Below are 25967 nucleotides of genomic sequence, written 5' to 3' on the forward strand. Positions count from 1 at the left end.
GTGCGCAGAGTTCGTTCCACCCCGCGTCAGGGGTGGCAGAAGATCGTCGAGTCCCAGGGGCTGGTCTACGGCACCCCTGCCCGGCTCGGGGACGGCACCGCACGGCCCTACTGGGACGAGTCGGTGCACTACGAGTTCGACATGGACGAGATCCTGGCGATCGAGGCCGATGTCGAACTGCTGCACTCGATGTGTCTCAACGCGGTCGAGCAGGTGATCCTCACCGAGCGGTTCGCGGACTTCGGCCTGCCGGAATGGACCTGGGGTCCGATCGCCGAGTCCTGGCGTCGCGGCGACCCGCACGTCTACGGTCGCTTCGACCTCCGCTACGACGGTCGGCGTCCCGCGAAGCTGCTCGAGTACAACGCGGACACACCGACCACCCTGCTCGAAGCGTCCATCCTGCAATGGCATTGGCTCAAGGACACCCATCCCGACGACGACCAGTGGAACTCACTGCACGAGTCGCTGGTCGAGCGCTGGGGAGAGATCCGCGACCGGCTGCCCGGCGACGAGGCGCATTTCTCGTGGTCGTCCGCGGATGCCAGCGGCGAGGACAACATCACCGTCGCCTACCTCCAGGAGACCGCGGCGGAGGCGGGACTGAACACCGTGGCGCTGGCGATCGAGGAGATCGGCTACGACGAGGACCTGCACCGGTTCGTCGATCTCGAAGAGGCGCCGATCTCGACCCTGTTCAAGCTCTACCCGTGGGAGTGGGTGCTCGACGACGACTTCGGGAAGAAGGCCCTCGAGCTGCTCCCGGAGACGATGTGGGTCGAACCGCTCTGGAAGACGCTGCTGAGCAACAAGGCGATCCTGGCGGTGCTGTGGGGCATGTACCCCGGGCACCCGAACCTGTTGCCCGCCTATCTCGATGACCCGCACGAGCTCACCGAGTACGTGCGCAAGCCCAGGCTCGGCCGCGAGGGCGCGAACATCTCGGTGGTCGGCGCAGGCATGGAGACGACCACCGGCGGCATCTACGGCGACGAGGGCTTCGTCTACCAATTGCTCGACCCGCTACCGGAATTCGACGGCATGCGCCCTGCACTCGGAGCCTGGATCGTCGGCGACACCGCCGCAGGCCTCGGCATCAGGGAAACCTCCGGGCTGATCACCGATGACGGCGCCGCCTTCGTGCCGCACCGGATCCCGCAGCCGTGACCGCACTCTGGAACCCGACGCATACCGAACGGAGCGATTGATGACGACTGAGGTGCTGGCCCTCGGCAGCGACTACTGGTCCGATCTGGGCAGGGGCGTCTCCGCGATCGCGCTGTACGCGATCGTCGGTCTGGTGCTGATGGTCCTCGGCTTCTACGCCATCGACTGGACCACGCCAGGTCATCTGCGGACGCTGGTGCGCGAGGGCAGGCCCAACGCCGCGATCGTGACGTCCGCGGGCATGGTGAGCATGGCGCTGATCATCGTGCTGGCGATCTACGCCTCCTCCGGCCGGCTGGTCGAGGGCCTGATCTACACGCTCGTATTCGGCCTGTTGGGGATCGTCGCGCAGGTGTTCTCGGTGCGGTTCATCGAGCTCGTGACCGGCATCGACATCGGCGAGGTGCTCGCCGAGGAGCGCTTCACCCCCGAGGTGCTCGTGGTGGCGGCCGCTCACGTCGCGCTCGGTCTGATCGTGGCGGTCGCAATCCTGTAGGGGCGCCCCGCATCCCAGGCTCCATGCTCGAGGTGCTCAAGCGGGTCATGCCATCTGCCAAGCGCCCCTGACCCGCCGTAGCGGGAGCGGGGCGACCTCAGGCGACCGGCTCGCGGTCGCGGGCCTCGGATCCGGGCAGTCGGCGCTCGATGATCTCGCCGTCGAAGAACACGCGGTTGCGGCTGCGCCACCACCACATCAGCTGCAGGCCCAACAGCATCGACCCGACCCCGAGGATGAACACGCCACCGACCTGCCAGTGCGGGGCGAAGGGCATCGTCCAGCTGGTCTCGCCGTAGTCCGAGGCGAACGAGGTGACCGCCGTCCAGCCTGCGGAGAACAGCAGCATCGCGCCGCCGAGAAGGGGGAGGATGCCCCGCATCCACAGTTCGCGTCGGCCGTCGCGCAGCGTGTCGCGGTACAGCCAGGCGCAGGACACGCCGGTGATGCCGTAGTAGAAGCCGACGGCGATCCCGATCGCGGAGACCGAATCGAAGATCAGGTTGCCTGCGGAGACGAAGTTGAACGCGATGTAGAGCCCTGCGGACACCCCGCCCATCGCCAGGGTGGACACCGTCGGCGTCAGGAAGCGGGGATGCACCTTCGCGAAGCTGTCCGGCAGCGCCTTGAACACACCCATCGACAGGGTGGTGCGTGCGGTCGGCAGGATGGTGGTCTGCGTCGACGCGATCGCCGAGGTCAGGATCATCAGCAGCAGGACGTGCACGAGCAGCTGCCCAAGCAGGCCCTCGCCGAACACCGCGGTCCCGATCGCGGCGAAGAAGTCGTCGAAATGCTCGGGATTGGCCAACCCCGTGCCCTCGGTGCCGACACCGGCGAAGGACTGCGCGGCGACCGTCACCAGCACGTACAACGAGACGAGCACGACGGTCGAGATGACCGCGGAGCGGCCAGGAGTACTCCGCTTGTCGACGGTCTCCTCGTTGACGGACACCACCGAGTCCCAGCCCCAGTAGATGAACACCATCAGCAGGATCGCGTTGACGAACGTGGAGAACGAACCGATCTCGAACGGGTTGAACCAGCTCCACTGCGGGGTCAGGGCCGCCGCGCCCGCGTTGCCCAACCACACCCGGACGAGGGCGACCACCGCGAACACCACAAGCGCGACGAACTCGATCGTCAGCAGCACCGACTGGAAGCGAGCCGAGATGTCGATGCCGCGGAAGCACAGGTAGGTCATGGCGAGCATGAACGCGACGCCGAGCAGGAGCACCCAGACGCTGGTCGCGTCGTGGCCGATCCCGTCCGCGCCGAACAGCAGGAAGGTGTACTGGCCCGCTACCTGGGCCATGCTCGCCATCACCAGGACGTCCGCGACCACGATGGCCCAGCCGGCCATCCAGCCCCAGGACGGGCCGAACGCACGCGTGGCCCAGACGAAGGTGGTGCCGCAGTCCGGGTCGGCGCGGTTGAGCTCCTTGTAGCCGAACGCGGCGAACAGGATCGGGACGAACGCGAGCAACGCGACCACAGGGGCCTGCAGCCCGACCGCCGCGACGACGAGGCCGAGGGTGGCGGCGATGCTGTAGGCGGGGCCGGCCGAGGCCACCCCGATCACCACGCTGGAAGTCAGGCTGAGGGCCCCCGCCCTGAGCCCCTTGGAACTGGTCACGTCATCGATCACTCGGGGGAGAGTAGTGCAGGGTCCGTGTCGGCGCCGAAGGCTACCGTCGACGGCGTACCCGACAGTTGAGGAGTAGCGATGAGCGCCGTCACGACGAACCAACCGCTTGGCACCCCCACCTGGATCGACCTGGGCATCCCCGACCTGGATCGGGCGATGTCGTTCTACGGGCAGGTCTTCGGCTGGGAATTCGACATCGGCCCCGAAGAATCCGGGCGGTACACGATGTGTCTGTTGCGGGGCAAGAAGGTCGCCGCGCTGATGCCGAACCCCGACGAGAACGCGACGGATTTCTGGTGGAACGTCTACCTGGCAACCGACGACGTCGACGAAACGGTCGCTCGATCCAGGGACGCGGGCGGTGCCGTGCTGGTCGAACCGATGGACGTGATGGGGCAGGGCCGGATGGCGATCATGCGCGATCCCTCGGGTGGACAATTCGGGCTGTGGCAGGGGCAGGCGCACGTCGGCTGCGAGTTGGTGAACGAGCCGAACACGCTGCTGCGCAACGACCTGGTGACGCCGAGACCCGGCCCGGCCCGCGACTTCTATGCCGCGGTGTTCGACTTCACGCTGGACGGGAACGACGACCTGCCCGGCATGGACTTCACATTTCTACGCCGACCGGACGGACACGAGATCGGCGGCATCGTGGGTGACCCGGCCGCGCCCGCATCGGCCTGGGGCACGCTGTTCCAGGTGGACGATGCGAACGTGGCCGTCGCCGCCGCCCGAGCAGCCGGGGGCACCGCGGACGACCCGACGGACATGCCGTACGGGCGGACGGCGGAGGTCACCGACCCGTTCGGCGCGAAGTTCACGGTGGGCTCCCCGGTTCCCGGCGCCCGGGGGTAACTCGAGGGCGTCGGGGCGGAGGTCTGGTGTTCGCCCCGGCGCGGCGTTCAATGGCCGATTCGGTCGGTGCGGTGCAGTAACGTCATTCGCCATGCATCTCAAGAGTCTGACGCTGAAGGGCTTCAAATCCTTCGCGTCCGCCACGACTCTGCGGTTCGAACCGGGCATCACCTGCGTGGTGGGACCGAACGGGTCCGGCAAGTCGAACATCCTCGACGCCCTCACCTGGGTGATGGGCGAGCAGGGCGCGAAGGCCCTGCGCGGCGGCAAGATGGAAGACGTCATCTTCGCGGGCACCTCCGGAAGGCCCCCGCTCGGCCGCGCCGAGGTGACGCTCACCATCGACAACTCCGACGGCGCGCTGCCGATCGAGTACTCCGAGGTCTCGATCACCAGGAGGATGTTCCGCGACGGCGCGGGCGAGTACGAGATCAACGGCAGCTCGTGCCGGTTGATGGACGTCCAGGAGCTGCTCAGCGACTCCGGCATCGGCCGGGAGATGCACGTCATCGTGGGTCAGGGCCGCCTGGCCGCCATCCTGGAGTCCCGTCCGGAGGACCGCCGCGCGTTCATCGAGGAGGCCGCGGGCGTCCTCAAGCACCGCAAGCGCAAGGAAAAGGCCGTCCGCAAGCTGGACGCCATGCAGGCCAACCTCGCTCGGCTGACCGACCTCACCACCGAACTGCGTCGTCAGCTCAAGCCGCTGAGCAGGCAGGCCGAGGTCGCGCGCCGCGCGCAGACCGTGCAGGCCGACCTGCGCGACGCCCGGCTGCGGTTGGTGGCCGACGACCTGGTCACCCGGCGGGCCGAGCTGGCGTCGCAGTCCAAGGACGAGGCGATGGCCCGAGCCCAGCAGGAGCACGTGCAGGCCGAGCTCGAGGCGGCGTCCGCGGAGCTCGGTGCTCACGAACAGGCGTTGGCCCGTCTGACCCCGAGCGCGGAGGCCGCGGGTCAGACGTGGTTCCAGCTCTCCGCGCTGGCCGAGCGGGTCAACGCCACGATCAGGATCGCCAGCGAACGTGCCCGCCACCTCGACAGCGCGCCCACCTCGAGTCGCGGGCAGGACCCCGACCAGCTCGAGGCGCAGGCCGAACGCGTCGCGGCGGAGGAGGCGGAGCTGGTGGCCGCGGTCGAGATGGCCAGGGCCACCCTCGATGCCGCGAAGGACACGCTGACCGAGTACGAGGAGGCCTCCGCCGCTGCCGAGCGGGCGCACATGGCCGCGGTCAGGGCCATCGCCGACCGTCGTGAGGGCCTGGCCCGGCTCTCCGGCCAGGTGGACACCCTCCGCACCCGGGCGGACTCCGTCGACGCCGAGATGGCACGGCTGACGCTGGCCATCGAGGATGCGCGCGCCCGCGGCGATGCCGCGCAGGCGGAATTCGAAGGCGTGCAGGCGCAGATCGGTGATCTCGACGAGGGCGAACTCGGGCTCGACACCCAGAACGAACGCGCCGTCGCCGCGCTCGAGGCGGCCACCGCCCGGGTCACCGAACTGCAGGACGCCGAGCGCGCCGCCGGCCAGGAGGTCGCGTCGCTGCGGGCCAGGATCGAGGCGCTCTCGATCGGACTGCAGCAGAAGGACGGCGCCGCCTGGCTGATCGAACATCGCTCCGGGGAGGGATTGATCGGCCCGCTCGCCGGGATGTTGCGCATCCGGCACGGCTACGAGGTCGCGATCGCCGCCGCGCTCGGGCCCGCCGCCGACGCCATCGCGGCACAGACGGTGGCGGCGGCGCGATCGGCCGTCGCCGCGCTCAAGGAGGCCGACGGCGGCAGGGCCGCACTGGTGGTCGGGGATGGCGCCCCGGCGGCGCCGCGTGACGACGCCGCGCTGCCCGGATCCGCGCAGCGCGCCCTCGACCTGGTCGAACATCCCGACAACCTGCGCGGGGCGCTGGGCGCGCTGCTCGGCGAGGTGGCCGTGGTGGACACGCTCGAGGAGGCCGCGGACCTCATCGCAGGACGGCCCGGCCTGCGCGCGGTCACCAGGGACGGCGACCTGCTCGGGTCCGGCTGGATGACCGGTGGCTCCGACCGGCGGCCCTCCACCCTCGAGGTGCAGTCGGCCATCGACGCCTCCACGGCCGGCCTCGCGGACGCCGAGCGGCGCGCGGACGAGCTCTCCGCCGCGCTGTCGGGGGCCACCACTGAACGCGAGCTCCGCGCCGAGTCCGCGGAGCAGACCCTTGCCGCGCTCAACGAGTCCGACGCGGCCCTTTCGGCGATCTACGAGCAGCTCGGCAGGCTCGGCCAGGTGGCCCGCGCCGCGCACGCCGAGTCCGATCGGCTGGCGGGCCAGCGCGCCGCGGCGGAGGCGGGCCGTGAGGAGGCGGTCGCGTCGTTGCGGGAGCTGGAGGAGCGCCTCGCGCTGGCCCAGCAGGAGCAGTCGCTGGACAGCGATCCGGCGGCAGGGGATCCCAGCAGCGGCGAGCGGGAGGCCGCGGCCGCGGCGCTGGCCGAGGTGCGGTCCGTGGAGATGGAAGCGCGCCTGACCCTGCGGACCGCCGAGGAACGAGCGGAATCGGTTCGTGGCAAGGCGGATTCGCTTCGGCGCGCGGCCCAGGTGGAGCGCGAGGCCAGGGCTCGCGCCGAGCGGGCCATGGCCGCGCGACAGAACGCGGCCGCCGTCGCCGCCGCGGTCGCCGAGTCGGGCCAGCGGGTGGCGGCTCACCTGGAGGAGGTGGTCGCGGCCGCCGTGGCGCACCGCGACGAGCTGACCCGGCAGCGGACCGAGCGCACGCAGCAACTGGAGACGGTCAAGGAGCGGGTGCGGCAGTACACCGGCCAGCTGACCGCGCTGACCGACGCCGTGCACCGCGACGAGGTGGCACGGGCGCAGGCCGCGCTGCGGATCGAGCAGCTCGAGGAGACCATCTCGGAGCAGCACGGTATCGGCCTGGACGACCTCGTCGCGGAGTACGGACCCGACGTTCCGCTGCCTCCGTCGGCCCTCGAGATGGCCGAGTTCGAGCAGGCGCGCGAGCGGGGCGAACAGGTGGTGGCGCCTGCACCGATGCCGTACGACCGGGAGACCCAGGAACGGCGGGCCAAACGGGCCGAACGGGACCTCGCGACCCTCGGCAAGGTCAATCCCCTTGCGCTGGAGGAGTTTGCGGCGCTCGAGGAGCGCTACAACTTCCTGGCCACCCAGCTCGAGGACGTCAAGACCGCGCGCAAGGACCTGCTCGGGGTGGTCGCTGACGTCGACGCCCGGATCCTGCAGGTGTTCACCGATGCGTGGCTGGACGTCGAGCGCGAGTTCGTCGGGGTGTTCGCGAAACTGTTCCCCGGCGGCGAGGGCAGGCTGGTGCTGACCGATCCGTCCGACATGCTCACCACCGGCATCGAGGTGGAGGCGCGTCCGCCGGGCAAGAAGGTCAAGCGCCTCTCGCTGCTCTCCGGTGGCGAGAAGTCGCTGACCGCGGTGGCCATGCTGGTGGCGATCTTCCGTGCCCGTCCCTCCCCGTTCTATGTGATGGACGAGGTGGAGGCCGCCCTCGACGACACCAACCTCCGGCGCCTGATCGGCCTGTTCGAGCAGCTCCGCGAGAAGTCGCAGCTGATCGTCATCACGCACCAGAAGCCGACCATGGAGGTGGCCGACGCGCTGTACGGCGTCAGCATGCGCGGCGACGGCATCACGCAGGTCATCTCGCAGCGCTTGCGAGGGCAGAACCTGGCCGTTCCCCAGCCGGTTGCGGAGTGACGAGCGGGTCCCCGACCGCTCGCTGACCGGGGGATCTCGCGTCGCCTCCCTGCGCCGGATCGGTGCCTGAAAGGATGGGGGGCGTGACTACCGGAGCTTGGATCGCAATCGCGGCCGTCGTGGCCGTCCTTCTCGTCGCGCTCGTCGTGGGCTGGGCGCTGTACCGGAGGCGGCGGGTCAGCCTGCAGCCCACCGAGCAGGCACCCGGTCAGATCGGAGAAGCGAAGGACCGTTCGGGCGGGTACAAGCCCGAGAGCGGGTTCAGCTTCAGCCAGGGCGCGACGGCCACCGCGCCGCCCGTGTCGCGGCCGACTCCGCCGGTGGCGGAGCCGGTCGAGGAGCCGGTGACGGAGGTGCCGCCCGCCCCGGTCGAGCCCGCGCCCGCCCCGCCTGCTCCCGTGGAGGAGGCGCCTGCGGCCGCTTCCGCCCCCGAAGCCCCCGCCGAGCGCGCTCCGGTCGAGGCGGCCCCTGTCGAGGAGGCGCCTGCTCCGGCTCCGGCAGAGCCTGCCCCCGCCGAGGAGGCACCTGTGGCCGCCCCAGCCCCGGTGGAGGAGATCGCGCCGACTGCGGGCCGGCTGGACCGGCTGCGCGGCCGGCTCTCGCGCTCGCAGTCCGCGGTCGGCAAGAGCCTGCTGGGTCTGCTCGGCGGCGGCGACCTGGACGAGGACTCGTGGGAGGAGATCGAGGACACGCTGCTGATCGCGGACCTCGGCAGCGCCACCACCGAGCAGATCGTGACCAGGCTGCGGGCCGAGATGGCCGCGGGCACGGTCAAGACCGAGGCGGAGGCGAGGGCCCTGCTGCGCGCGGTGCTGATCGACGCGCTCCATCCCGAGTTCGACCGCTCGATCAGGGCGCTGCCGCACGATGCGACGCCAGGGGTGCTACTGGTCGTCGGCGTCAACGGCACCGGCAAGACCACCAGCACCGGCAAACTGGCGCGGGTGCTCGTCGCGGACGGTCGCCGGGTGCTGCTGGGCGCCGCCGACACCTTCCGCGCGGCCGCAGCCGACCAGCTGCAGACCTGGGCCGAGCGGGTGGGCGCCGAGGTGGTGCGTGGTCCCGAGGGCGGTGACCCCGCCGCGATCGCCTTCGACTCGGTGACCAAGGGCATCGAGACCGGGGTCGACGTCGTGATCGTGGACACCGCGGGCCGCCTGCACACCAAGACCGGGCTGATGGACGAGCTGGGCAAGGTCAAGCGGGTGGTGGAGAAGCGCGCCGTCGTCGACGAGGTGCTGCTGGTGCTCGACGCCACCGTCGGTCAGAACGGGCTGGTCCAGGCCCGGGTGTTCGCCGAGGTCGTCGACATCACCGGCGTGGTGCTGACCAAGCTCGACGGCACGGCGAAGGGCGGCATCGTCTTCCAGGTGCAGCACGAGCTGGGCGTTCCGGTGAAGCTCGTCGGGCTGGGCGAGGGTGCGGACGACCTCGCGCCGTTCGAGCCCGGCGCCTTTGTGGACGCGCTGCTGGGCTGACCCGAGGGGTCAGACCCCGGACTCGGCGAGCACCGTCAACGCGTCCGCGGTCCGGGCGCAGAACGACTCCGCGTCGATCAGCCCGACCGTGAGCCCGCGCACGGTCGTGGCCGACATCAGCAGGTCGAAGACCGCGTTCGCGGTGGCCTGCGTGGTCTCGGCCGTGCGCTCCGGCGCGGCCGAGGCGAGCAGGCGGGTCATCGCCTCCCTGGCGGGCAGTTCCGAGCGGCCGACCAGCCGTTCGTAGACGCCTTCGTGGTGGTGGTAGGCCGAGAGCAGGCCGGGGATGGCCGACCGGGTCGCGGGTTCCGCGATCCGGTCGAGGAACATCCGCGTCCACGCGAGCAGGTCCGCGCGCAGGTCGCCGGTCGCGGTGGGCAGCTCCACGTCCTGCATGCCGAAGATCGCGTCCTCGACGATCGACTCCCTCGTCGCCCAGCGCCGGTAGATCGCGGCGGTGCCGACCCTCGCGCGCCGGGAGATCGCCGAGATGGTGGTCTTCTGGTAGCCCGATTCCGTCAACAGTTCGCGGGTGGCCTCGAGGATCGAACGGTCGACCTCGGGGTCGCGGGGCCTTCCTGCGCCCGGCTGCTGGATCTGTCGATCCCTGTGTTCGCTCACATCGGCGGACAGTACCGGAGAGTTTTCGCCGAAAGTATTACGTTGCGACATGCTCCGTATTATATTTCGCGGACCCTCCGTCCCAGAAAGGCTCGCCATGATCACGCCGCACGACGAACTGCTCATCCACCAGCTCCCCACCACCCTCGATCACGTCTCGCAGAGCGACCTGCGCTGGACCGAGCGCATCGTGATGTACGGCTTCGACAAGTCCGGCGAGGTCAGCATCATGACCGGCATGGCGAAGTACCCGAACCGCAACGTCATGGACGCCTACGCCATGGTCACCCGCAAAGGTGAGCGGGCCCGCGTGGTGCGCATGTCCACCGAGCTGAACCCGCAGACCGGGGCCCTGAACGCGTTCAGTGTCGGGCCGTACACATACGAGATCGTCGAGCCGCTGCGCAAGGTGAGCTCCACCGTCGAGTCCAACGAGCACGGCCTGAGCCTGCAGCTCGACTTCACCGGTGACTTCCCTGTATACGAGCAGACCGCGGCCTTCCACCGCAGCCGGGGTCGGGTCCGCGAGGATGCGCGCCGGTTCTACCAGAACGGCACCATCACCGGCTGGATCGAGATCGACGGCGAGCGCATCGAGATCGACCCCGACAACTGGTGGTTCGGTCGCGACCATTCGTGGGGTGTGCGCCACGGCGGCGGTGGCGGCAGCCTGCCCGAGGGTGGGAACATGCAGCCCTCCGAGGTGCCGGCCGGGGTCCTGTACTACATGGGCATCTTCCAGTTCGACGACGAGGTGGTGCACTTCGCGCAGCGCGAGACCCACACCGGGGAGCGTTGGCAGTTCGAGGGCGAGGTGCTCTTCCCGATCGACTCCGGCAGGGAGCCGCTGCCGATCATCGACGTCGAGCACGACCTGGACTTCCGCGACGACCTCCGCGTCGTCAAGTCCGGCACGTTCACCGTGCACCGCGCGGACCGCTCGACCGACGTCATCGAGGTCAAGCCGGTGTGCGACTTCTGGCCGGGCCTCGCCGGGTACGACGAGTACAACGGCTACGCGTCGGGCATGTACCGCGGCAAGGACTTCAGCGACAGCTTCGACGTCGACATCACCGACGTCGACGAGATCCGCAAGGTGAGCATGCTCAGCGAGACGCTGGTCGAGGTCCGGATGGGCGACAAGGTCGGACACGGACTGGTCGAGATGGTGTTCATGGGCGTGAACCCGCGCTACGGCTACACCGACTGGAGCGCCAACCGATCCGGCAACAACAATGGCTGAGCGGGTCACGCCGGAGAACCTGGCGGCCGCCCTCGAGCCGATTGTCCGACAGCGCATTCCGGGTGCCCAGAACGCGAAGATCGTCGACTTCAAGCGCACCGAACGCGGGTTCTCGACCGAGACCTACCTGTTCGACCTCGAGGGTGCCGAGCACGAGTCGGCCGGGTACGTCTTCCGGCGGCCGCCCGAGATCTCGCTGTTCCCGGACTACGACCTGCGGCGCCAGTACCTGGTCTCGGAGCGGCTCGCGCCGACCGATCTCCCGGTCCCCGGCGTCCGGTGGATCGACGCGGACGACAACCCGCTCGGAACTCCGTACTACGTGATGGACCGCATCGGAAACGCCGAGGCGCCCAGCGATTTCCCCTCCTACCACACCGCAGGCAACTACTTCGAGGCCGACGAGCAGGGTCGGGCAAAGATGTGGTGGGAGTGCATCGAGACGATGGCGCAGGTGCATCTCCTCGACCCCGAGGAGCTGCGGCTCGGGTTCCTGGCGATGCCCGAGTTCGGGGACAAGCCGGTCGAGCAGATCGTGAACTACCTCGACTGGGCCGTGCGCTGGGCGGCGCCGGAACTGCCCCCGGCGATGGAGAAGGCCCTTGCCTGGCTCGAGGCCAACCGCTACGAGCCGGAGCACGTGACGCTGGTCTGGGGCGACGCCCGCATGTCGAACATCCTGTACACGCCGGAGCTGACGGTCGCCGGCGTCCTCGACTGGGAGATGGCGTACCTGGGCGACCACGAGGCCGACCTGGCCTGGGTGCTGTTCCTGGACTGGGCGTGCAGCGAGAACGAGGGACACCCGACCCTGCCCGGCACCCCGACGCGGGAGGAGACCGTCGCCCGCTACGAGGAGCTGACCGGCTGGAAGGTGCAGAACCTGCAGTTCAACGAGGTGCTCGCGGCGGTCCTGCTCTCGGTGCCGCTGCTGCGTCTGGCCACGCACCTCCAGCTCGGCCCGCATGCCGACATCTCGGCGTTCTGCGTGCGCCGGCTCGAGCAGCTGCTCGACGGGGAGTGAGAAGGGGTCTCGAGAACCCTCTCGGTGCGGTCCGGGCCGTCGGTGGACGCCTAACGAATGAGTAACGAAGCCGCGTGGCCCGGCCCGGCCCGGCCTCCGCACAGGGACATTCACGAGGGCGACAGGTTCGTGAAACGCAGAAGCAACACATTCCCCCGATGCGTTCACTCGAGCGAAACACGGCAGCGTCACAGCGGAAACACCGGATCAGCAGTCTTCACACCAAGTCGAAAGCCGCAAGGGGCGGGACGACAGAAGGAGGAGGCTCAACGTGGAATTTCCCACAATCGGGGCGCCGGACACCGGGGACACCGCGTGGATGCTGATCAGCGCCGCGCTCGTGTTGCTGATGACGCCGGGGCTCGCGTTCTTCTACGGCGGCATGGTCCGGGCCAAGAGCGTGCTGAACATGATCATGATGAGCATCGGCGCGATGGGCGTCGTGGGCATCCTCTGGGTCCTGTACGGCTACTCGGTGGCCTTCGGTGAGGACAAGGGTGGCCTCTTCGGTGATCCGTTCCAGTACTTCGGCCTGAAGGGCATCTTCGGCGGCGCCTACCTGGCCGACGCAGACTCCGGCGCAGGCGTGGCGATCCCGCTCGTCGGCACCATCCCGGCCACCGTGTTCGTCGCCTTCCAGGCGATGTTCGCGATCATCACCGTCGCCCTGATCTCGGGCGCGGTCGCGGACCGCCTCCGGTTCGGACCCTGGCTGCTGTTCGCGGGCCTGTGGGCGACCATCGTGTACTTCCCGGTGGCGCACTGGGTCTTCGCCTTCGACGGCGTGACCGCGGAGAAGGGCGGCTGGATCGCCAACCAGCTCAAGGCAATCGACTTCGCGGGTGGTACCGCGGTGCACATCAACGCGGGTATCGCCGGCCTGGTCCTCGCCATCGTCCTCGGCAAGCGCCGCGGATGGCCGGGAACGCCGTTCCGCCCGCACAACCTGCCGTTCGTGATGCTCGGCGCGGCCCTGCTGTGGTTCGGCTGGTTCGGCTTCAACGCGGGATCCGCTGTGGGCTCCAACGGGATCGCCGGTGCCACCTTCCTCACCACCGTCATCGCCACCTGCGCCGCGATGCTGTCCTGGCTCCTCGTCGAGCGGATTCGTGACGGGCACGCCACCACCCTCGGTGCCGCCTCCGGCATCGTCGCCGGTCTGGTCGCCATCACTCCCGCCTGTTCCTCGGTGAACGTGCTCGGTGCGCTTGCCGTCGGCATCGTCGCGGGCGTCCTCTGCGCCCTCGCGGTCGGCCTGAAGTACCGCTTCGGCTACGACGATTCGCTCGATGTCGTCGGTGTCCACCTCGTCGGTGGTCTGGTCGGCACCCTGCTGGTCGGATTCGTCGCGACGGCGGAGGCGCCCGCGGGCGTCAAGGGACTGTTCTATGGTGGGGGCTTCGACCAGCTGTGGCGTCAGGCAGTCGGCGCGGGTGCGGTTCTGCTGTACTCGCTCGTCGCCACGACGATCGTCGCGCTCATCGTCAAGTACACGATCGGCCTCCGGGCCAGCGACGAGGCCGAGTCGCTCGGCGTGGACGAAGCAGAACACGCTGAGAACGCATACGATTTCGCCGCGCTCGGCGGAAGCTCGGTACCGGGGCGCTCGACCGTCAGGGAGGCATGAGAAACATGAAGCTGATCACCGCAATCGTCAAACCGTTCACCCTCGAGGACGTCAAGACCGGCCTGGAGCAGGCCGGGGTGCTCGGTATGACCGTCAGTGAGGTCCAGGGCTACGGCCGCCAGAAGGGCCACACCGAGGTTTACCGCGGTGCCGAGTACTCGGTCGACTTCGTGCCGAAGGTTCGCGTCGAGGTCGTCGTCGACGACGCCGCCGTGGACAAGGTCGTCGAGGTCATCGTCGAGGCCGCGCGTACCGGGAAGATCGGAGACGGCAAGGTGTGGGTATCGCCCGTCGAATCCGTCATCCGCGTACGCACGGGTGAACGGGGCGCGGATGCGCTCTGACCCAACAGGGTCCGGATCTGGTGGCCCCGATCCCGCCGCGACGTCGGCGGGATCGGGGCCACCCGCGTCCGGGGGCATGGTTGCCGCCGACGACCTGGTCCGCGCCCGGAAGCAGCTGCTGGACGGTGGTTCCCGGAGCCGCCGCCTCGACACCGTCGCCCTTCGCCAGGCACTGGTGGACCTGCACGAGTTCTGGCTGACCACCAAGGGGGCCGAGCTCGGCATCAAGCCGGACAGCGGATTCGCCATCGTCGCCGTCGGCGGGCTCGGGCGCCGCGAACTGCTCCCGTACTCCGACCTGGACCTGGTGCTGCTGCACGACGACCTCGACCCGGCCGTCGTCTCCGAGGTGGCCGACCGGCTCTGGTATCCGCTGTGGGACGCGCACATCAAGCTCGACCACAGCGTGCGGACCGTCCCGCAGGCGCTGCAGGTGGCGTCCTCGGACCTCACCGCGGCCCTCGGCCTGCTGGAGGCCAGGCACATCGCGGGCGATGTGGAGCTGAGCAACCTGCTGATCGGCGGGGTGCGGCGGCAGTGGCGCACCGGGATCCGTTCGCGTTTCGACGAACTCGTCGAGCAGTCCCGCGCGAGGTGGGCACGCAGCGGCGAGATCGCGCACAGGGCCGAACCGGACATCAAGAACGGTCGCGGCGGGCTGCGCGACATCCAGCTGCTGAGCGCGCTCGCGATCGCGCAGCTGACCGATGCGGTGCCGGGGTTGGGGCCGCAGACACCCGGCGGCGGACTGGCATTCGCGCACGAGCGGCTGCTGGACGTGCGCACCGAACTGCACCGGGTGGCCGGACGCGCCCGCGACCAGCTCCGTGCCCAGGACGCCGACGAGATCGGCGCGGCCCTGCGGATCGGGGACCGCTTCGACCTGGCCCGGATGCTCAGCGACTCGGCCCGCACGATCAGCTACTCCGTCGACGTCGGGCTGCGGACGGCGGGCAACGCGCTGCCACGCCGGGGTCTGTCGCGGCTGCGCCGGGTACCGGTGCGGCGACCCCTCGACGAGGGCGTCGTCGAGCACGCCGGTGAGGTGGTGCTGGCGCGCGACGCCAAGCCGAACAAGGACCCGGGGCTCATCATGCGGGTGGCGGCCGCGGCCGCGCAGACCGGCATGCCGATCTCCGCGTCGACGTTGAACCGGCTCTCGGACAGCGCACCCGAGCTCAGGGAGCCGTGGCCGAAGGAGGCCCTCGACGACCTCCTCGTGCTGCTCGGGTCCGGTCGGAACACGATCGCGGTGATCGAGGCACTCGACCGCACCGGCCTGTGGGGGCGGCTGCTGCCGGAATGGGGTGCGATCCGCGACCTGCCGCCGCGGGACGCGGTGCACACCTGGACGGTGGACCGGCACCTCGTCGAGACCGCCGCCTACGCCAGCGGGTTCACCACCCGGGTCTCGCGGCCCGACCTGCTGGTGCTCGGCGCCCTCCTGCACGACATCGGGAAGGGGCGCGGCGGCGACCACAGCCTCGTCGGTGCCGAGCTCGCCAACCAGATCGGCAATCGGCTCGGGCTGTGGCCCTCGGACGTGGCGGTGCTCAGCGCGATGGTGCGCTACCACCTGCTGCTGCCGGAGACCGCCACCCGCCGCGACCTGGACGATCCGGCGACGGTCCGGATGGTCGCGGAGGCCCTCGGCGGCGACACGGTACTGCTCGAACTGCTCTACGCGCTCGCCGAGGCCGATTCCCTGGCCACCGGTCCCGGTGTGTGGGGGGACTGGAAGTCCTCGCTGATCCGGGAACTCGTCCGGCGCTGCCGGATGGTGATGGCGGGCGAGCACTTGCCGACGCCGGATCCGATCGACCCGGAGCATGCGGCGCTGGCGGCGGACGGGGGAGTGCACGTGCTGCTGCAGCCGGCGGAGGGCGCGCACACCTACGTCGTCACCGTCGTCGCGCCGGACACCCCTGGCCTGCTCTCGGATGCCGCGGGCGTGCTGGCGCTGCACTCGCTGCGGGTGCTCTCGGCCTCCCTCGGCAGTCACGAGGGGGCCGCCGTGAACTCGTTCACCGTTGCGCCCCGGTTCGGTGCGCCGCCGCAGGCAGGCCTGCTGCGCCAGGAACTGATCCGGGCCATCTCCGGGGAACTGGACCTGGTCGCGATGCTCGAGGCGAAGGAGAATCAGGCGCTGGCCGAACAGGCCCTCGAGCGGGGAGCCGAGGGGGTGCCCGTCCAGTACGCGCAGGCGCCGCCGCGGATCATCTGGTTCGACACCCAGGTGGACGGCCAGGTGATCCTCGAACTGAGGGCCGAGGACCGGCTCGGCCTGCTGTGCCGGCTGGCGAGCGTGCTCGAGCGGCACGGTGCCGACATCCGCTGGGCACGGGTCTCCACGCTCGGCTCGTCGGTGGTCGACGCGTTCTGTCTCCATCTCGGTGACACCGACTCGCGGGTCACCAGGGAAGAGTTCGAGGAGGCGATGCTCGCGGTGGTCCCTGCGCCCCGGCCGCGCACGGGCGAGGGCGCCGAGGATGGCGCCACGGACGGGGGCGCCGGGTAGAGCGGCTAGGCTTGACCGAAACGCCCACGCGACAGCCAGGAGCCCGATCGGTGTTCGAATCCCTTTCCGACAGGTTGACCGGTGCCCTCAAGGACCTCCGGGGCAAGGGGCGCCTCTCCGGCGCCGACATCGACGCCACCTGCAGGGAGATCCGGCTCGCCCTGCTCGAGGCCGACGTTGCGCTGCCCGTGGTGCGGGCCTTCATCGCGAAGATCAAGGAGCGCGCCAAGGGCGCCGAGGTCTCCGGCGCGCTGAACCCGGCCCAGCAGGTCGTCAAGATCGTCAACGAGGAGCTCGTCGGGATCCTCGGCGGCGAGACCAGGCGGCTCCGGTTCGCGAAGAACCCGCCGACCGTCATCATGCTGGCCGGCCTGCAGGGCTCCGGTAAGACCACCCTCGCGGGCAAGCTCGCGAAGTGGCTGACCGGGCAGGGCCACACGCCGCTCCTGGTGGCCTGTGACCTGCAGCGTCCCGGCGCGGTCAGCCAGCTGCAGATCGTCGGCGAGCGTGCAGGCGTGCCGGTGTTCGCGCCGCACCCGGGCACGTCGATCGGCGGTGGCGAGAACCCGCTGGGCGTCTCGGCAGCGGACCCGGTCGAGGTCGCCAGGCAGGGCATCGCTGAGGCCCGAACCAAGCAGCACGACGTGGTGATCGTCGACACCGCGGGACGCCTCGCCATCGACGACGAGTTGATGGGGCAGGCCGCGGACATCCGCACCGCGGTCGAACCGGACGAGGTGCTGTTCGTCCTCGACGCGATGACCGGTCAGGATGCGGTGCACACCGCGGAGGCGTTCAAGTCGGGCGTCGGCTTCACCGGTGTGGTGCTCACCAAGCTCGACGGCGACGCCCGCGGCGGTGCCGCACTGAGCGTCCGCGAGATCACCGGCGAGCCGATCCTGTTCGCGTCAACCGGCGAGAAGCTCGAGGACTTCGACGTCTTCCACCCGGACCGGATGGCCAGCCGGATCCTCGGCATGGGCGACGTGCTCAGCCTGATCGAGCAGGCCGAGCAGGTCTTCGACCAGAAGCAGGCCGAGGCCACCGCCCAGAAGATCGGTTCCGGCCAGCTCACCCTCGAGGACTTCCTCGAGCAGATGATGGCCGTGCGGAAGATGGGCCCGATCGGCAACCTGCTCGGCATGCTGCCCGGCGCCGGGCAGATGAAGGACGCGCTCGCGAACGTCGACGAGAAGCAGCTCGACCGCGTCCAGGCGATCATCCGGGGCATGACGCCCGCGGAGCGCGAGGATCCGAAGATCATCAACGCCTCCCGTCGGCTGCGCATCGCCAACGGCTCCGGCGTCAAGGTCTCCGACGTCAACCAGCTGGTGGACCGGTTCTTCGAGGCACGCAAGATGATGGCCGCGATGGCGGGCCGGATGGGGATGCCAGGGGCCCGCTCGAGCCAGCGCAGCAAGAAGGGCAAGAAGGGCAAGAAGGGCGGCAAGGGGCCGACGCAGCCGAAGATCCGCGGCGGCTTCCCCGGCATGCCCGGCGGCATGCCGGGCGGGATGCCCGCCGGGTTCCCCGGACTGCCCCCGGGCATGGACCTGTCGAAGATGCCGAAGGGGCTCGACGAGCTGCCGCCCGGCCTCGACGGCATCGACCTGTCCCAGTTGAAGCTGCCCAAGAAGTAGCCGTGGCGCCCGCCCGTCCAGGGTCCTTCCGGCTGCGCGGTGTCGGTCTGCCCGACGGGCAGCCGTTGGAACTGTGGGTCGACGGCGGGGTGATCTCCGATCAGCCGGTGCCCGGCGCGGAGTCCCTGTGCGAATCGGGCTGGATCCTGCCCGGGCTGGTCGACGCGCACTGTCACGTCGGCATCAAGTACGGCGGAGGTCACGAGGACGAACAGGGACTCATCGCGCAGGCCGAGGCCGAACGCGCTGTCGGCGCGCTGTTGCTGCGCGATGCGGGGTCGCCGGTGGACACCAGGGACCTCGACGCGCGCGAGGACCTGCCACGGATCATCCGGGCCGGTCGGCACATCGCGATGCCGAAGCGGTACATCCCCGGGCTGGCGGTCGACCTCGAGGACGAGTCGCAGCTGCCGGAGGCGGTCACCCAGCAGGCGCTGCTGGGCGACGGCTGGGTCAAGATCGTCGGGGACTGGATCGACCGCTCGGTGGGCGACCTGCGCCCGTTGTGGAGCGACGACATCCTCAAGGAGTCCATCGAGGCCGCGCACCGGGTCGGTGCCAGGGTCACCGCGCACGTCTTCTCCGAGGACGCGCTGCCTGGCCTGATCAACGCGGGCATCGACTGCATCGAACACGGAACCGGCCTGACCTCCGAGACGATCGAGCTGATGGTCGAACGCGGCACCGCGCTGGTGCCGACGCTGATCAACATCGACACCTTCCCCGGCATCGCGGATTCGGCCACCCGGTACCCCGTCTACGCGCGCCACATGCGCGAGCTGCACGCGCGGGTCCGTCGCACGGTCGGCGACGCGCACGACGCAGGCATCCCGATCTACGCGGGCACCGACGCGGGCGGCTCGATCGTGCACGGGCGGGTCGCGGACGAGGTCGCCGCGCTCGCGCAGGCCGGGCTCGGCCCGACCAAGGCCCTCGGCGCGGCGTGCTGGGACGCCCGGTCCTGGCTCGGTCGGCCCGGTCTCGAGCCCGGCGCGCCTGCAGACCTGCTCGTCTACGAACAGGACCCGCGCACCGGGCCCGAGGTGCTCGCCGCCCCTGACCTGGTCATGCTGCGCGGCCGGGTGGTCGAGGTGCGCGGTCGGGTCGTGTGATGCGGTCTATTTGACGCAGGGATCGGACCCGGCGTCGGCGCGACCGGTGAATCGGACCTCGCTGACCGAGGTGACGTCGTTGAACGGCGCGGATTCTTGGCCTGCTGCGTTCTTCACCGGCTGACCCTCCACCGTCTCGTTGATCGTCATCGTGACCGTCTTGGCCGCCTTGTCGACCTCGAGCGCCTGGATGCCGCGCTCCGGCCGGACCTCCTGGGCGACCGAGGTGCCGTCGTCGAAGGCCCAGGTCACCTTCGTGACCTTGCGATTCTGGGCGAACCGGTCCGAACCGTCCACGTCCTTTTTGTCGTAGCCGGGATCGATCCCGACGGAGGTGAGGTCCAGCTTGCACGCGAAGCTCACCGAGAGCACCTGGCCCTTCGTGCCCCCGCAGCGCCACGCGGTGGTGACGTCGCCGTCGGTGGCATTCGGGGCCTCGTAGGAGTTCTTGCGTCCTGTCGAGTCGACCGCGGGTGGGTAGGCGGCGCAGGTGGGGACGGCGCCGGTCGGGGTGATCGGGGTGCGGTTACCGCCGCCGTCGGCGTCGTCCCCGCCTGCACCGAGGGCGATGCCGACGGTGACGCCCTCGTCGGCCGTCGCCTCGCCGTCGGTGTCGCGGGCCAGCGTCCAGTTGAGCAGGAACCCGCCGCCCGCGAGCAGCACGACCGCGGCGGTCACGGCGGCGATGATGCCGAGCCAGCCCTTCCAGGACAGCGGCCCGCGCCCGGGTGCGGGCCCAGTCGGTGCGTCGAACCCAGCCGGTGCGTCGAAAAAGGGCTGGGCGGGCGGCGGAGGCGGTGGCGGCGGCGGGGGAGTCGCCTCGGCGGCGGGGCGAGGACCGTCGTCGGGGGTCACGGGGCCTCCACCTTCTCGGTGGCTTTACCCGCGGCCTTGTCCGCGGACTGCTTCGCGGCCTTGTCGGTCTTGTCCTTGTCGGTTGCCTCGTCCGCCGCCTTGTCTCCGGACTTGGCCTCGGGGCGGTCCGGACGTGCCTTCAGCGCGGCGTCCACCTCGGGGTCGCCCAGTTCCGCCAGCCAGTCCAGCAGGTCGGGGTAGGTGCTGGGGTTCGCCGCGACGTACGGACGCAACGCGGCATCGGACTGGGCGATGTGGCCGAGCGTCTGTAGAGGGGTGTACGGGTCGAGCGCGAGCGCCTGCGTGTACGGCTTGGTCGGCGCGGGCACCCCGACCGCGGGCGGCTGCGTCCCCTGCACCTCCGCGTCGGTGGGCTCCGCCGGTGCGGGCGGGAGGCCGGCGCCCTGATCGAGCACGCGGGCCGCCCGGGGCTGCACCAGCCCGAGGTCGTAGGCCAGGGCGAGGAATGCCGCCACGGTCTGCAGGATCGACAGGGCCAGGATCGCGATCCCGCCCCAACCGAGCGAGACGCCCAGGCTCTCGTCATCGGAGTCGTCGAAGAAGTTGCCGGTGAAGGTGGGGACGTTGCTGATCGCGATCAGCAGGAACAGGGCCAGCAGGGCGCCGACCGCGGCCGCGGCGGTCGCGATGGCACGCAGGACCGGCGCGGCGCCGGGGAACTGGGACAGCCGGGACACGGTGGACAGGCCGGCGCTGATGCCGGAGAACAGCAGGAAGACCACGACGAGCAGGGCCTGTGGGAGGAGGAAGCCGCTGATGTTGAACACGTCGCCCGAGGCTCGGACGACGAAGTACGGGCCGAAGCCGAGCAACAGATTGAGCAGACCGAGCGTGAGCACGGCGATGCCGAGTGCGTTCGGTCGGCCGACGGCCGGAACCGGTGGTCCCGCGGTGGGCGCTGCGAGCGGCGCGTTGGACATGATCCCCCTCGTGAACGAGCGACGACTTCGGTCGAATTCGTCACCGACCTGCGATGATGATGTGCCAACGAAGTCTAGGCCGAGGGTGAGCCCTGCGAAGCGAGAAACACCGGCGGCCGCCCGCGATTAACGGCGCGACCCCATCATCTGGCACAATGGACCGCTGTTCGCCCGTCTCCGGTTACGTACCGCGCGGCGGTCACGACAACCCCTCAACGCGAAACCGGGTGCGCAGGCCTTGCGCATCGCTGAATTGCGCCGTGACCATCTGAAAGGCTCCACCATGGCTGTCAAGATCAAGCTCATGCGGCTCGGCAAGATCCGTACCCCGCACTACCGCATCGTCATCGCCGACTCTCGCACCCGCCGCAACGGCCGTGCGATCGAGACCATCGGCAAGTACCACCCCAAGGAAGAGCCCTCCCTGATCGAGATCGACTCGGAGCGTGCGCAGTACTGGCTGGGTGTCGGCGCGCAGCCGACCGAGCCGGTCGAGAACCTGCTCAAGATCACCGGCGACTGGCAGAAGTTCAAGGGCCTGCCGGGCGCCGAGGGCACCCTGAAGGTCAAGGAAGCCAAGCCGTCCAAGCTGGAGCTCTTCCAGGCCGCGCTGGCGCAGGCCGACAGCGAGCCGGTGGCCGAGGCCATCACCCCGAAGAAGAAGAAGGCCGCCAAGGCCGACGAGGCCGAGGCTGCTGCCGAGGCTCCCGCCGAGGCCGAGGCCGCCGCGGACTCCGAGGCTTCTGACAAGTGAGTGCCGTTGTCGCCGATGCCGTCGAACAGCTCGTTCGCGGCATCGTCGCCAACCCCGACGATGTCCGGGTCGAGCTCTCGACCGGACGCCGTGGGCGGACGGTCGAGGTGCACGTGAACCCCGAGGACCTGGGCAAGGTCATCGGTCGTGGCGGACGCACCGCCACCGCGTTGCGGACCCTGGTCACCGGTATCGGTGGCCGTGGCATCCGCGTCGACGTGGTCGACACCGATCAGTAAATCAGTGGAGCTCGTCATCGGGCGTGTGGCCAAGTCACACGGCATCAGGGGTGAACTGGCCGTAGACATACGGACCGACGATCCCGAAGAGCGTTTTGCGGTCGGCACCGTGCTGCACGGCCGCAAGCCCCGCGAGCAGAAACTCACCAGTTACACGGTGGAAGCCGCCCGGGAACACTCCGGGCGGCTTCTGCTGCGTCTCAAGGGAATCGACGACCGCACGGCCGCGGACGCGATTCGCGGCACGCTGTTCATCGTCGACACCGCGGACCTGCCGCCGTCTGATGATCCCGACGAGTTCTACGACCACGAGCTCGAGGGTCTCGCCGTCCGGTTGGTCGACGGCACCCCGGTCGGCTCCGTCAACGAGGTGCTGCACTCGGCCGCGGGTGAGCTGCTCTCTGTGCGTCCGGAGGGGCAGAAGTCCGGCGAGATCCTGATCCCGTTCGTCGCGGCCATCGTCACCTCCGTGTCCGTCGCCGACGGAGTCATCGAGATCGATCCGCCTGAGGGACTTCTGAATCCGGAGTAGCTGTGCGCCTCGACGTCATCACGATCTTCCCCGAGTACCTCGAGCCGTTGCGAACGGCGTTGCTGGGCAAGGCCATCGACAAGGGCCTGATCTCCGTCGGCGTGCACGACCTGCGCGACTGGACGCATGACGTCCACAAGGCGGTCGACGACTCGCCGTACGGCGGCGGCCCCGGCATGGTGATGAAGCCGACCGTGTGGGGCGAGGCCCTGGACGAGGTGCTCGGCACCGAGGAGGACCCCGACACGCTGCTGGTGGTCCCGACCCCGGCGGGCGTGCCCTTCACGCAGGACACCGCGCACCGATGGGCGGGGGAGAAGCGCCTCGTGTTCGCCTGCGGCCGGTACGAGGGCATCGATCAGCGGGTGTTCGACGACGCGGCAAGGCGGGTGCGGGTCGAGGAGGTCAGCATCGGCGACTACGTCCTCATCGGGGGCGAGGCCGCTGTGCTGGTGATGGCCGAGGCCGTCGTCCGGCTGCTCCCCGGCGTGCTCGGCAATCAGCAGTCGCACCAAGAGGATTCGTTCTCCGACGGCCTGCTGGAGGGCCCGAGCTACACCCGGCCGGTGAGCTGGCGCGAGCTCGACGTGCCGCCGATCCTGCTCTCCGGCGACCATGCCAAGGTGGCCCGCTGGCGCAGGGACCAGTCGCTGTTGCGCACCGGCGAACGCCGCCCCGACCTGCTCGAACACGTCGAGCTCTCCGACGCGGATCGCGCAGTTCTCGAGTCCTGACGGTCGCGAGGTGTCGGGTGGTGTCGGCGCCTGCCGGTAGGGTCGATCGCCGTGACCTCAGCTGTGAACGCACCCGTTCTGAAATCAGTCAACGCACGTATCGCCACCGAACTCGACGTCCGGGAGGAGCAGGTCCGCGCCGCGGTGGACCTGCTCGACGGCGGCGCGACGGTCCCGTTCATCGCCCGCTACCGCAAGGAAGTCACCGGCACCCTCGACGACGCCCAGCTGCGTCTGCTCGAAGAGCGCCTGCGCTACCTGCGTGAGCTCGACGAGCGTCGGGGCGCTGTGCTCGAGTCGATCCGCTCCCAGGACAAGCTCACCGACGAGCTCGCGGGCCAGATCATGTTGGCGGACACCAAGGCTCGGCTCGAGGACATCTACCTGCCGTTCAAGCCGAAGCGTCGCACCAAGGCACAGATCGCGCGCGAGGCCGGGCACCAGCCCGTCGCCGACGCCCTGCTGTCGGACCCGACCACGGATCCCGCGCAGTATGACGCCGAGCAGCTCGAGGGCGCCCGCGCCATCCTGGTCGAGCAGTTCGCCGAGGACGCCGACCTGGTCGGCGAGCTGCGCGAGCTGATGTGGACCCGCGGCCAGGTCAAGTCCGCGGTCCGCAAGGGCAAGGAGACCGAGGGCGCCAAGTTCGCCGACTACTTCGAGTTCTCCGAGCCCTTCGGCAAGCTGCCCAGCCACCGCATCCTCGCCATGTTCCGCGGCGAGAAGGAGGAGGTGCTCTCGCTGACCCTCGACCCCGAGACCGAGGAGCTCCCGCTCGGCGAGGTCAGCGTCTACGAGGGCCGCATCGCAGGCCGGTTCGGCGTCGCGGACCGCGGCCGTCCCGCGGACCGGTGGCTGCTCGACACGGTCCGCTGGGCCTGGAAGACCAAGATGCTCATCACGCTCGGCATCGACACCCGGATGCGGCTGCGTCAGTCCGCCGAGCAGGACGCGGTCGACGTGTTCGCGATGAACCTCAAGGACCTGCTGCTCGCCGCCCCGGCCGGCACCCGCACCACGATGGGCCTCGATCCCGGCTTCCGTACCGGCACGAAGGTCGCCGTCGTCGACTCCACCGGCAAGGTGCTCGCGCACGACACCATCTACCCGCACCAGCCGGCCAACAAGTGGGACCAGTCGCTGGCCACGCTCGCCGCGCTGGCCGCCAAGCACAAGGTCGACCTGATCGCGATCGGCAACGGCACCGCCTCGCGCGAGACGGACGCCCTGGCGGCGGACCTGATCAAGAAGTTCCCTGAGGCCGGGCTCACCAAGGTGATGGTCTCGGAGGCGGGCGCCTCGGTGTACTCCGCCTCGGCGTACGCCTCCGCCGAGCTGCCGGACCTGGACGTGTCCATCCGCGGCGCGGTCTCGATCGCGCGCCGCCTGCAGGACCCGCTGGCCGAGCTGGTGAAGATCGACCCGAAGTCGATCGGCGTCGGCCAGTACCAGCACGACATCTCCGAGACGCTGCTGGCGCGCTCGCTGGCCGCGGTGGTCGAGGACGCGGTGAACGCGGTCGGGGTCGACGTCAACACCGCATCGGTGCCGCTGCTCTCGCGGGTCTCGGGCATCACCGGCTCGCTGGCCGAGTCCATCGTCGCGCACCGCGACGCGAACGGTCCCTTCCGGGCCCGCGCGGGCATCCTCGACGTGGCCCGGTTGGGCCCGAAGGCCTTCGAGCAGTGCGCGGGCTTCCTCAAGATCACCGACGGCGACGACCCGCTGGACGCCTCGGCGGTGCACCCGGAGGCGTACCCCGTCGTGCGGCGGATCGTCGAGGCAACCGGAACCGGGGTCAAGGAGATCATCGGCAACACCACGGCGCTGCGGGCGCTGCGTCCGCAGGACTTCGCCGACGAGAAGTTCGGCCTCCCGACCGTCACCGACATCATCGCCGAGCTGGAGAAGCCGGGCCGCGACCCGCGCCCGGAGTTCAAGACCGCGACGTTCGCGTCGGGCGTGGAGAAGGTCGCCGACCTCAAGCCCGGCATGACGCTCGAGGGCGTGGTCACCAACGTCGCCGCCTTCGGTGCCTTCGTCGACGTCGGCGTGCACCAGGACGGGCTCGTGCACGTCTCCGCGATGTCGCACAACTTCGTCAAGGACCCGCGCGAGGTGGTCAAGTCCGGTGACGTGGTCAAGGTGAAGGTGATGGAGGTCGACATCCCGCGCCAGCGCATCGGGCTGAGCCTGCGCCTGGACGACGAGCCCGGCGCCGCGAAGCAGGACGGCCCGCGCGGTCAGGGCGGTGGCCAGCGTCAGGGCGGCCAGCGGGACGGCGGATCCCGTCAGGGTGGCGGCCAGCGTGGCGGCGGGCAGCGAGGAGGCCAGCGTCAGGGCGGCGGCTCGGGCAGCAGCCCCGCGGGCGGCTCGATGGCCGACGCGCTCCGCAAGGCCGGCTTCGGCAAGTAGGCGGCTCCGCCGCCC

Annotated in this window: 21 protein-coding genes; 17 read left to right on the forward strand and 4 right to left on the reverse strand. The window is 70.0% G+C overall.

All coding sequences use genetic code 11. The features are described from left to right. Together BR31_RS0100840 and BR31_RS0100845 are read left to right on the forward strand one after the other, a co-directional pair. A complete protein-coding gene (locus BR31_RS0100840) occupies positions 1 to 1167 on the forward strand; it encodes a glutathionylspermidine synthase family protein (protein WP_027499270.1) in 1167 nt (388 codons plus the stop codon). Between the two features lie 40 nt (positions 1168 to 1207). Next, positions 1208 to 1663 (forward strand): DUF350 domain-containing protein, encoded by a 456-nt coding sequence (locus tag BR31_RS0100845; protein WP_027499271.1) that lies wholly within the window; start codon positions 1208 to 1210, stop codon positions 1661 to 1663. Between the two features lie 97 nt (positions 1664 to 1760). On the opposite strand, the gene BR31_RS0100850 is transcribed toward BR31_RS0100845, so the two are convergent. Continuing rightward, positions 1761 to 3311, reverse strand: a complete 1551-nt coding sequence (locus BR31_RS0100850; RefSeq protein WP_027499272.1) for an APC family permease — start codon at positions 3309 to 3311, stop codon at positions 1761 to 1763. Between the two features lie 78 nt (positions 3312 to 3389). On the opposite strand from BR31_RS0100850, the gene BR31_RS0100855 reads away from it, so the two are divergent. The 3 genes from BR31_RS0100855 (at position 3390) to ftsY (ending at position 9353) form a co-directional block, all read left to right on the forward strand. Next, positions 3390 to 4166 carry a VOC family protein gene (locus BR31_RS0100855; RefSeq protein ID WP_027499273.1) on the forward strand — a complete coding sequence of 259 codons (777 nt, stop codon included), beginning with the start codon at positions 3390 to 3392 and terminating at the stop codon, positions 4164 to 4166. A gap of 91 nt (positions 4167 to 4257) precedes the next feature. Then, a complete protein-coding gene (gene smc / locus BR31_RS0100860) occupies positions 4258 to 7875 on the forward strand; it encodes a chromosome segregation protein SMC (RefSeq protein WP_027499274.1) in 3618 nt (1205 codons plus the stop codon). A gap of 83 nt (positions 7876 to 7958) precedes the next feature. Then, positions 7959 to 9353 carry a signal recognition particle-docking protein FtsY gene (gene ftsY / locus BR31_RS0100865; protein WP_027499275.1) on the forward strand — a complete coding sequence of 465 codons (1395 nt, stop codon included), beginning with the start codon at positions 7959 to 7961 and terminating at the stop codon, positions 9351 to 9353. A gap of 9 nt (positions 9354 to 9362) precedes the next feature. On the opposite strand, the gene BR31_RS0100870 is transcribed toward ftsY, so the two are convergent. Beyond that, positions 9363 to 9974, reverse strand: coding sequence for a TetR/AcrR family transcriptional regulator (locus tag BR31_RS0100870; RefSeq protein ID WP_231496327.1), 612 nt, complete (start codon positions 9972 to 9974; stop codon positions 9363 to 9365). 97 nt (positions 9975 to 10071) lie between these two features. Here BR31_RS0100870 and BR31_RS0100875 point away from each other — a divergent pair, with 97 nt between their 5' ends. The 7 genes from BR31_RS0100875 to BR31_RS0100905 all read left to right on the forward strand — a co-directional run bounded on the left by BR31_RS0100875 (position 10072) and on the right by BR31_RS0100905 (position 19482). Continuing rightward, entirely contained in the window at positions 10072 to 11217 is a 1146-nt protein-coding gene (locus tag BR31_RS0100875; RefSeq protein WP_027499277.1) for an Rv3169 family protein, read from the forward strand. Further along, positions 11210 to 12241, forward strand: a complete 1032-nt coding sequence (locus tag BR31_RS0100880) for a phosphotransferase family protein (RefSeq protein WP_027499278.1) — start codon at positions 11210 to 11212, stop codon at positions 12239 to 12241. Before BR31_RS0100875 ends, BR31_RS0100880 begins: the two co-directional genes overlap by 8 nt. A 319-nt stretch (positions 12242 to 12560) precedes the next feature. Further along, positions 12561 to 13868 carry an ammonium transporter gene (locus BR31_RS0100885; RefSeq protein ID WP_197023537.1) on the forward strand — a complete coding sequence of 436 codons (1308 nt, stop codon included), beginning with the start codon at positions 12561 to 12563 and terminating at the stop codon, positions 13866 to 13868. A gap of 5 nt (positions 13869 to 13873) precedes the next feature. Then, a complete protein-coding gene (locus BR31_RS0100890; protein ID WP_005240467.1) occupies positions 13874 to 14212 on the forward strand; it encodes a P-II family nitrogen regulator in 339 nt (112 codons plus the stop codon). Next, positions 14202 to 16730: a [protein-PII] uridylyltransferase gene (locus BR31_RS0100895; RefSeq protein ID WP_027499280.1), complete on the forward strand. Its 2529-nt coding sequence runs from the start codon at positions 14202 to 14204 to the stop codon at positions 16728 to 16730. Before BR31_RS0100890 ends, BR31_RS0100895 begins: the two co-directional genes overlap by 11 nt. A gap of 50 nt (positions 16731 to 16780) precedes the next feature. Beyond that, entirely contained in the window at positions 16781 to 18370 is a 1590-nt protein-coding gene (gene ffh / locus BR31_RS0100900) for a signal recognition particle protein (protein ID WP_027499281.1), read from the forward strand. Positions 18371 to 18372: 2 nt separating this feature from the next. Beyond that, a complete protein-coding gene (locus tag BR31_RS0100905) occupies positions 18373 to 19482 on the forward strand; it encodes an amidohydrolase family protein (protein ID WP_037175168.1) in 1110 nt (369 codons plus the stop codon). Between the two features lie 6 nt (positions 19483 to 19488). Here BR31_RS0100905 and BR31_RS30405 read toward each other — a convergent pair whose 3' ends face one another. Further along, the gene (locus BR31_RS30405) at positions 19489 to 20337 is read right to left on the reverse strand and encodes an NADase-type glycan-binding domain-containing protein (protein WP_156042323.1); all 849 of its coding nucleotides are present in this window, start codon (positions 20335 to 20337) and stop codon (positions 19489 to 19491) included. Beyond that, entirely contained in the window at positions 20334 to 21278 is a 945-nt protein-coding gene (locus tag BR31_RS0100915) for a DUF5336 domain-containing protein (RefSeq protein ID WP_027499284.1), read from the reverse strand. The genes BR31_RS30405 and BR31_RS0100915 overlap by 4 nt, the downstream gene beginning before the upstream one ends. 283 nt (positions 21279 to 21561) lie before the next feature. Here BR31_RS0100915 and rpsP point away from each other — a divergent pair, with 283 nt between their 5' ends. The 5 genes from rpsP to BR31_RS0100940 are packed head-to-tail and all read left to right on the forward strand — an operon-like array spanning position 21562 to position 25952. Then, positions 21562 to 22032, forward strand: coding sequence for a 30S ribosomal protein S16 (rpsP, locus tag BR31_RS0100920; protein ID WP_027499285.1), 471 nt, complete (start codon positions 21562 to 21564; stop codon positions 22030 to 22032). Next, the gene (locus tag BR31_RS0100925) at positions 22029 to 22271 is read left to right on the forward strand and encodes an RNA-binding protein (RefSeq protein ID WP_027499286.1); all 243 of its coding nucleotides are present in this window, start codon (positions 22029 to 22031) and stop codon (positions 22269 to 22271) included. Before rpsP ends, BR31_RS0100925 begins: the two co-directional genes overlap by 4 nt. Before the next feature lie 4 nt (positions 22272 to 22275). Then, positions 22276 to 22803 carry a ribosome maturation factor RimM gene (gene rimM / locus BR31_RS0100930; RefSeq protein WP_027499287.1) on the forward strand — a complete coding sequence of 176 codons (528 nt, stop codon included), beginning with the start codon at positions 22276 to 22278 and terminating at the stop codon, positions 22801 to 22803. Positions 22804 to 22805: 2 nt separating this feature from the next. After that, positions 22806 to 23537, forward strand: a complete 732-nt coding sequence (gene trmD, locus BR31_RS27085) for a tRNA (guanosine(37)-N1)-methyltransferase TrmD (RefSeq protein ID WP_051636851.1) — start codon at positions 22806 to 22808, stop codon at positions 23535 to 23537. Positions 23538 to 23588: 51 nt separating this feature from the next. Continuing rightward, positions 23589 to 25952: a Tex family protein gene (locus BR31_RS0100940; protein WP_231496328.1), complete on the forward strand. Its 2364-nt coding sequence runs from the start codon at positions 23589 to 23591 to the stop codon at positions 25950 to 25952. Positions 25953 to 25967: the final 15 nt, after the last annotated feature.

Source organism: Rhodococcus sp. UNC363MFTsu5.1 (assembly GCF_000686785.1).
GTDB lineage: Bacteria > Actinomycetota > Actinomycetes > Mycobacteriales > Mycobacteriaceae > Rhodococcus_G > Rhodococcus_G maanshanensis.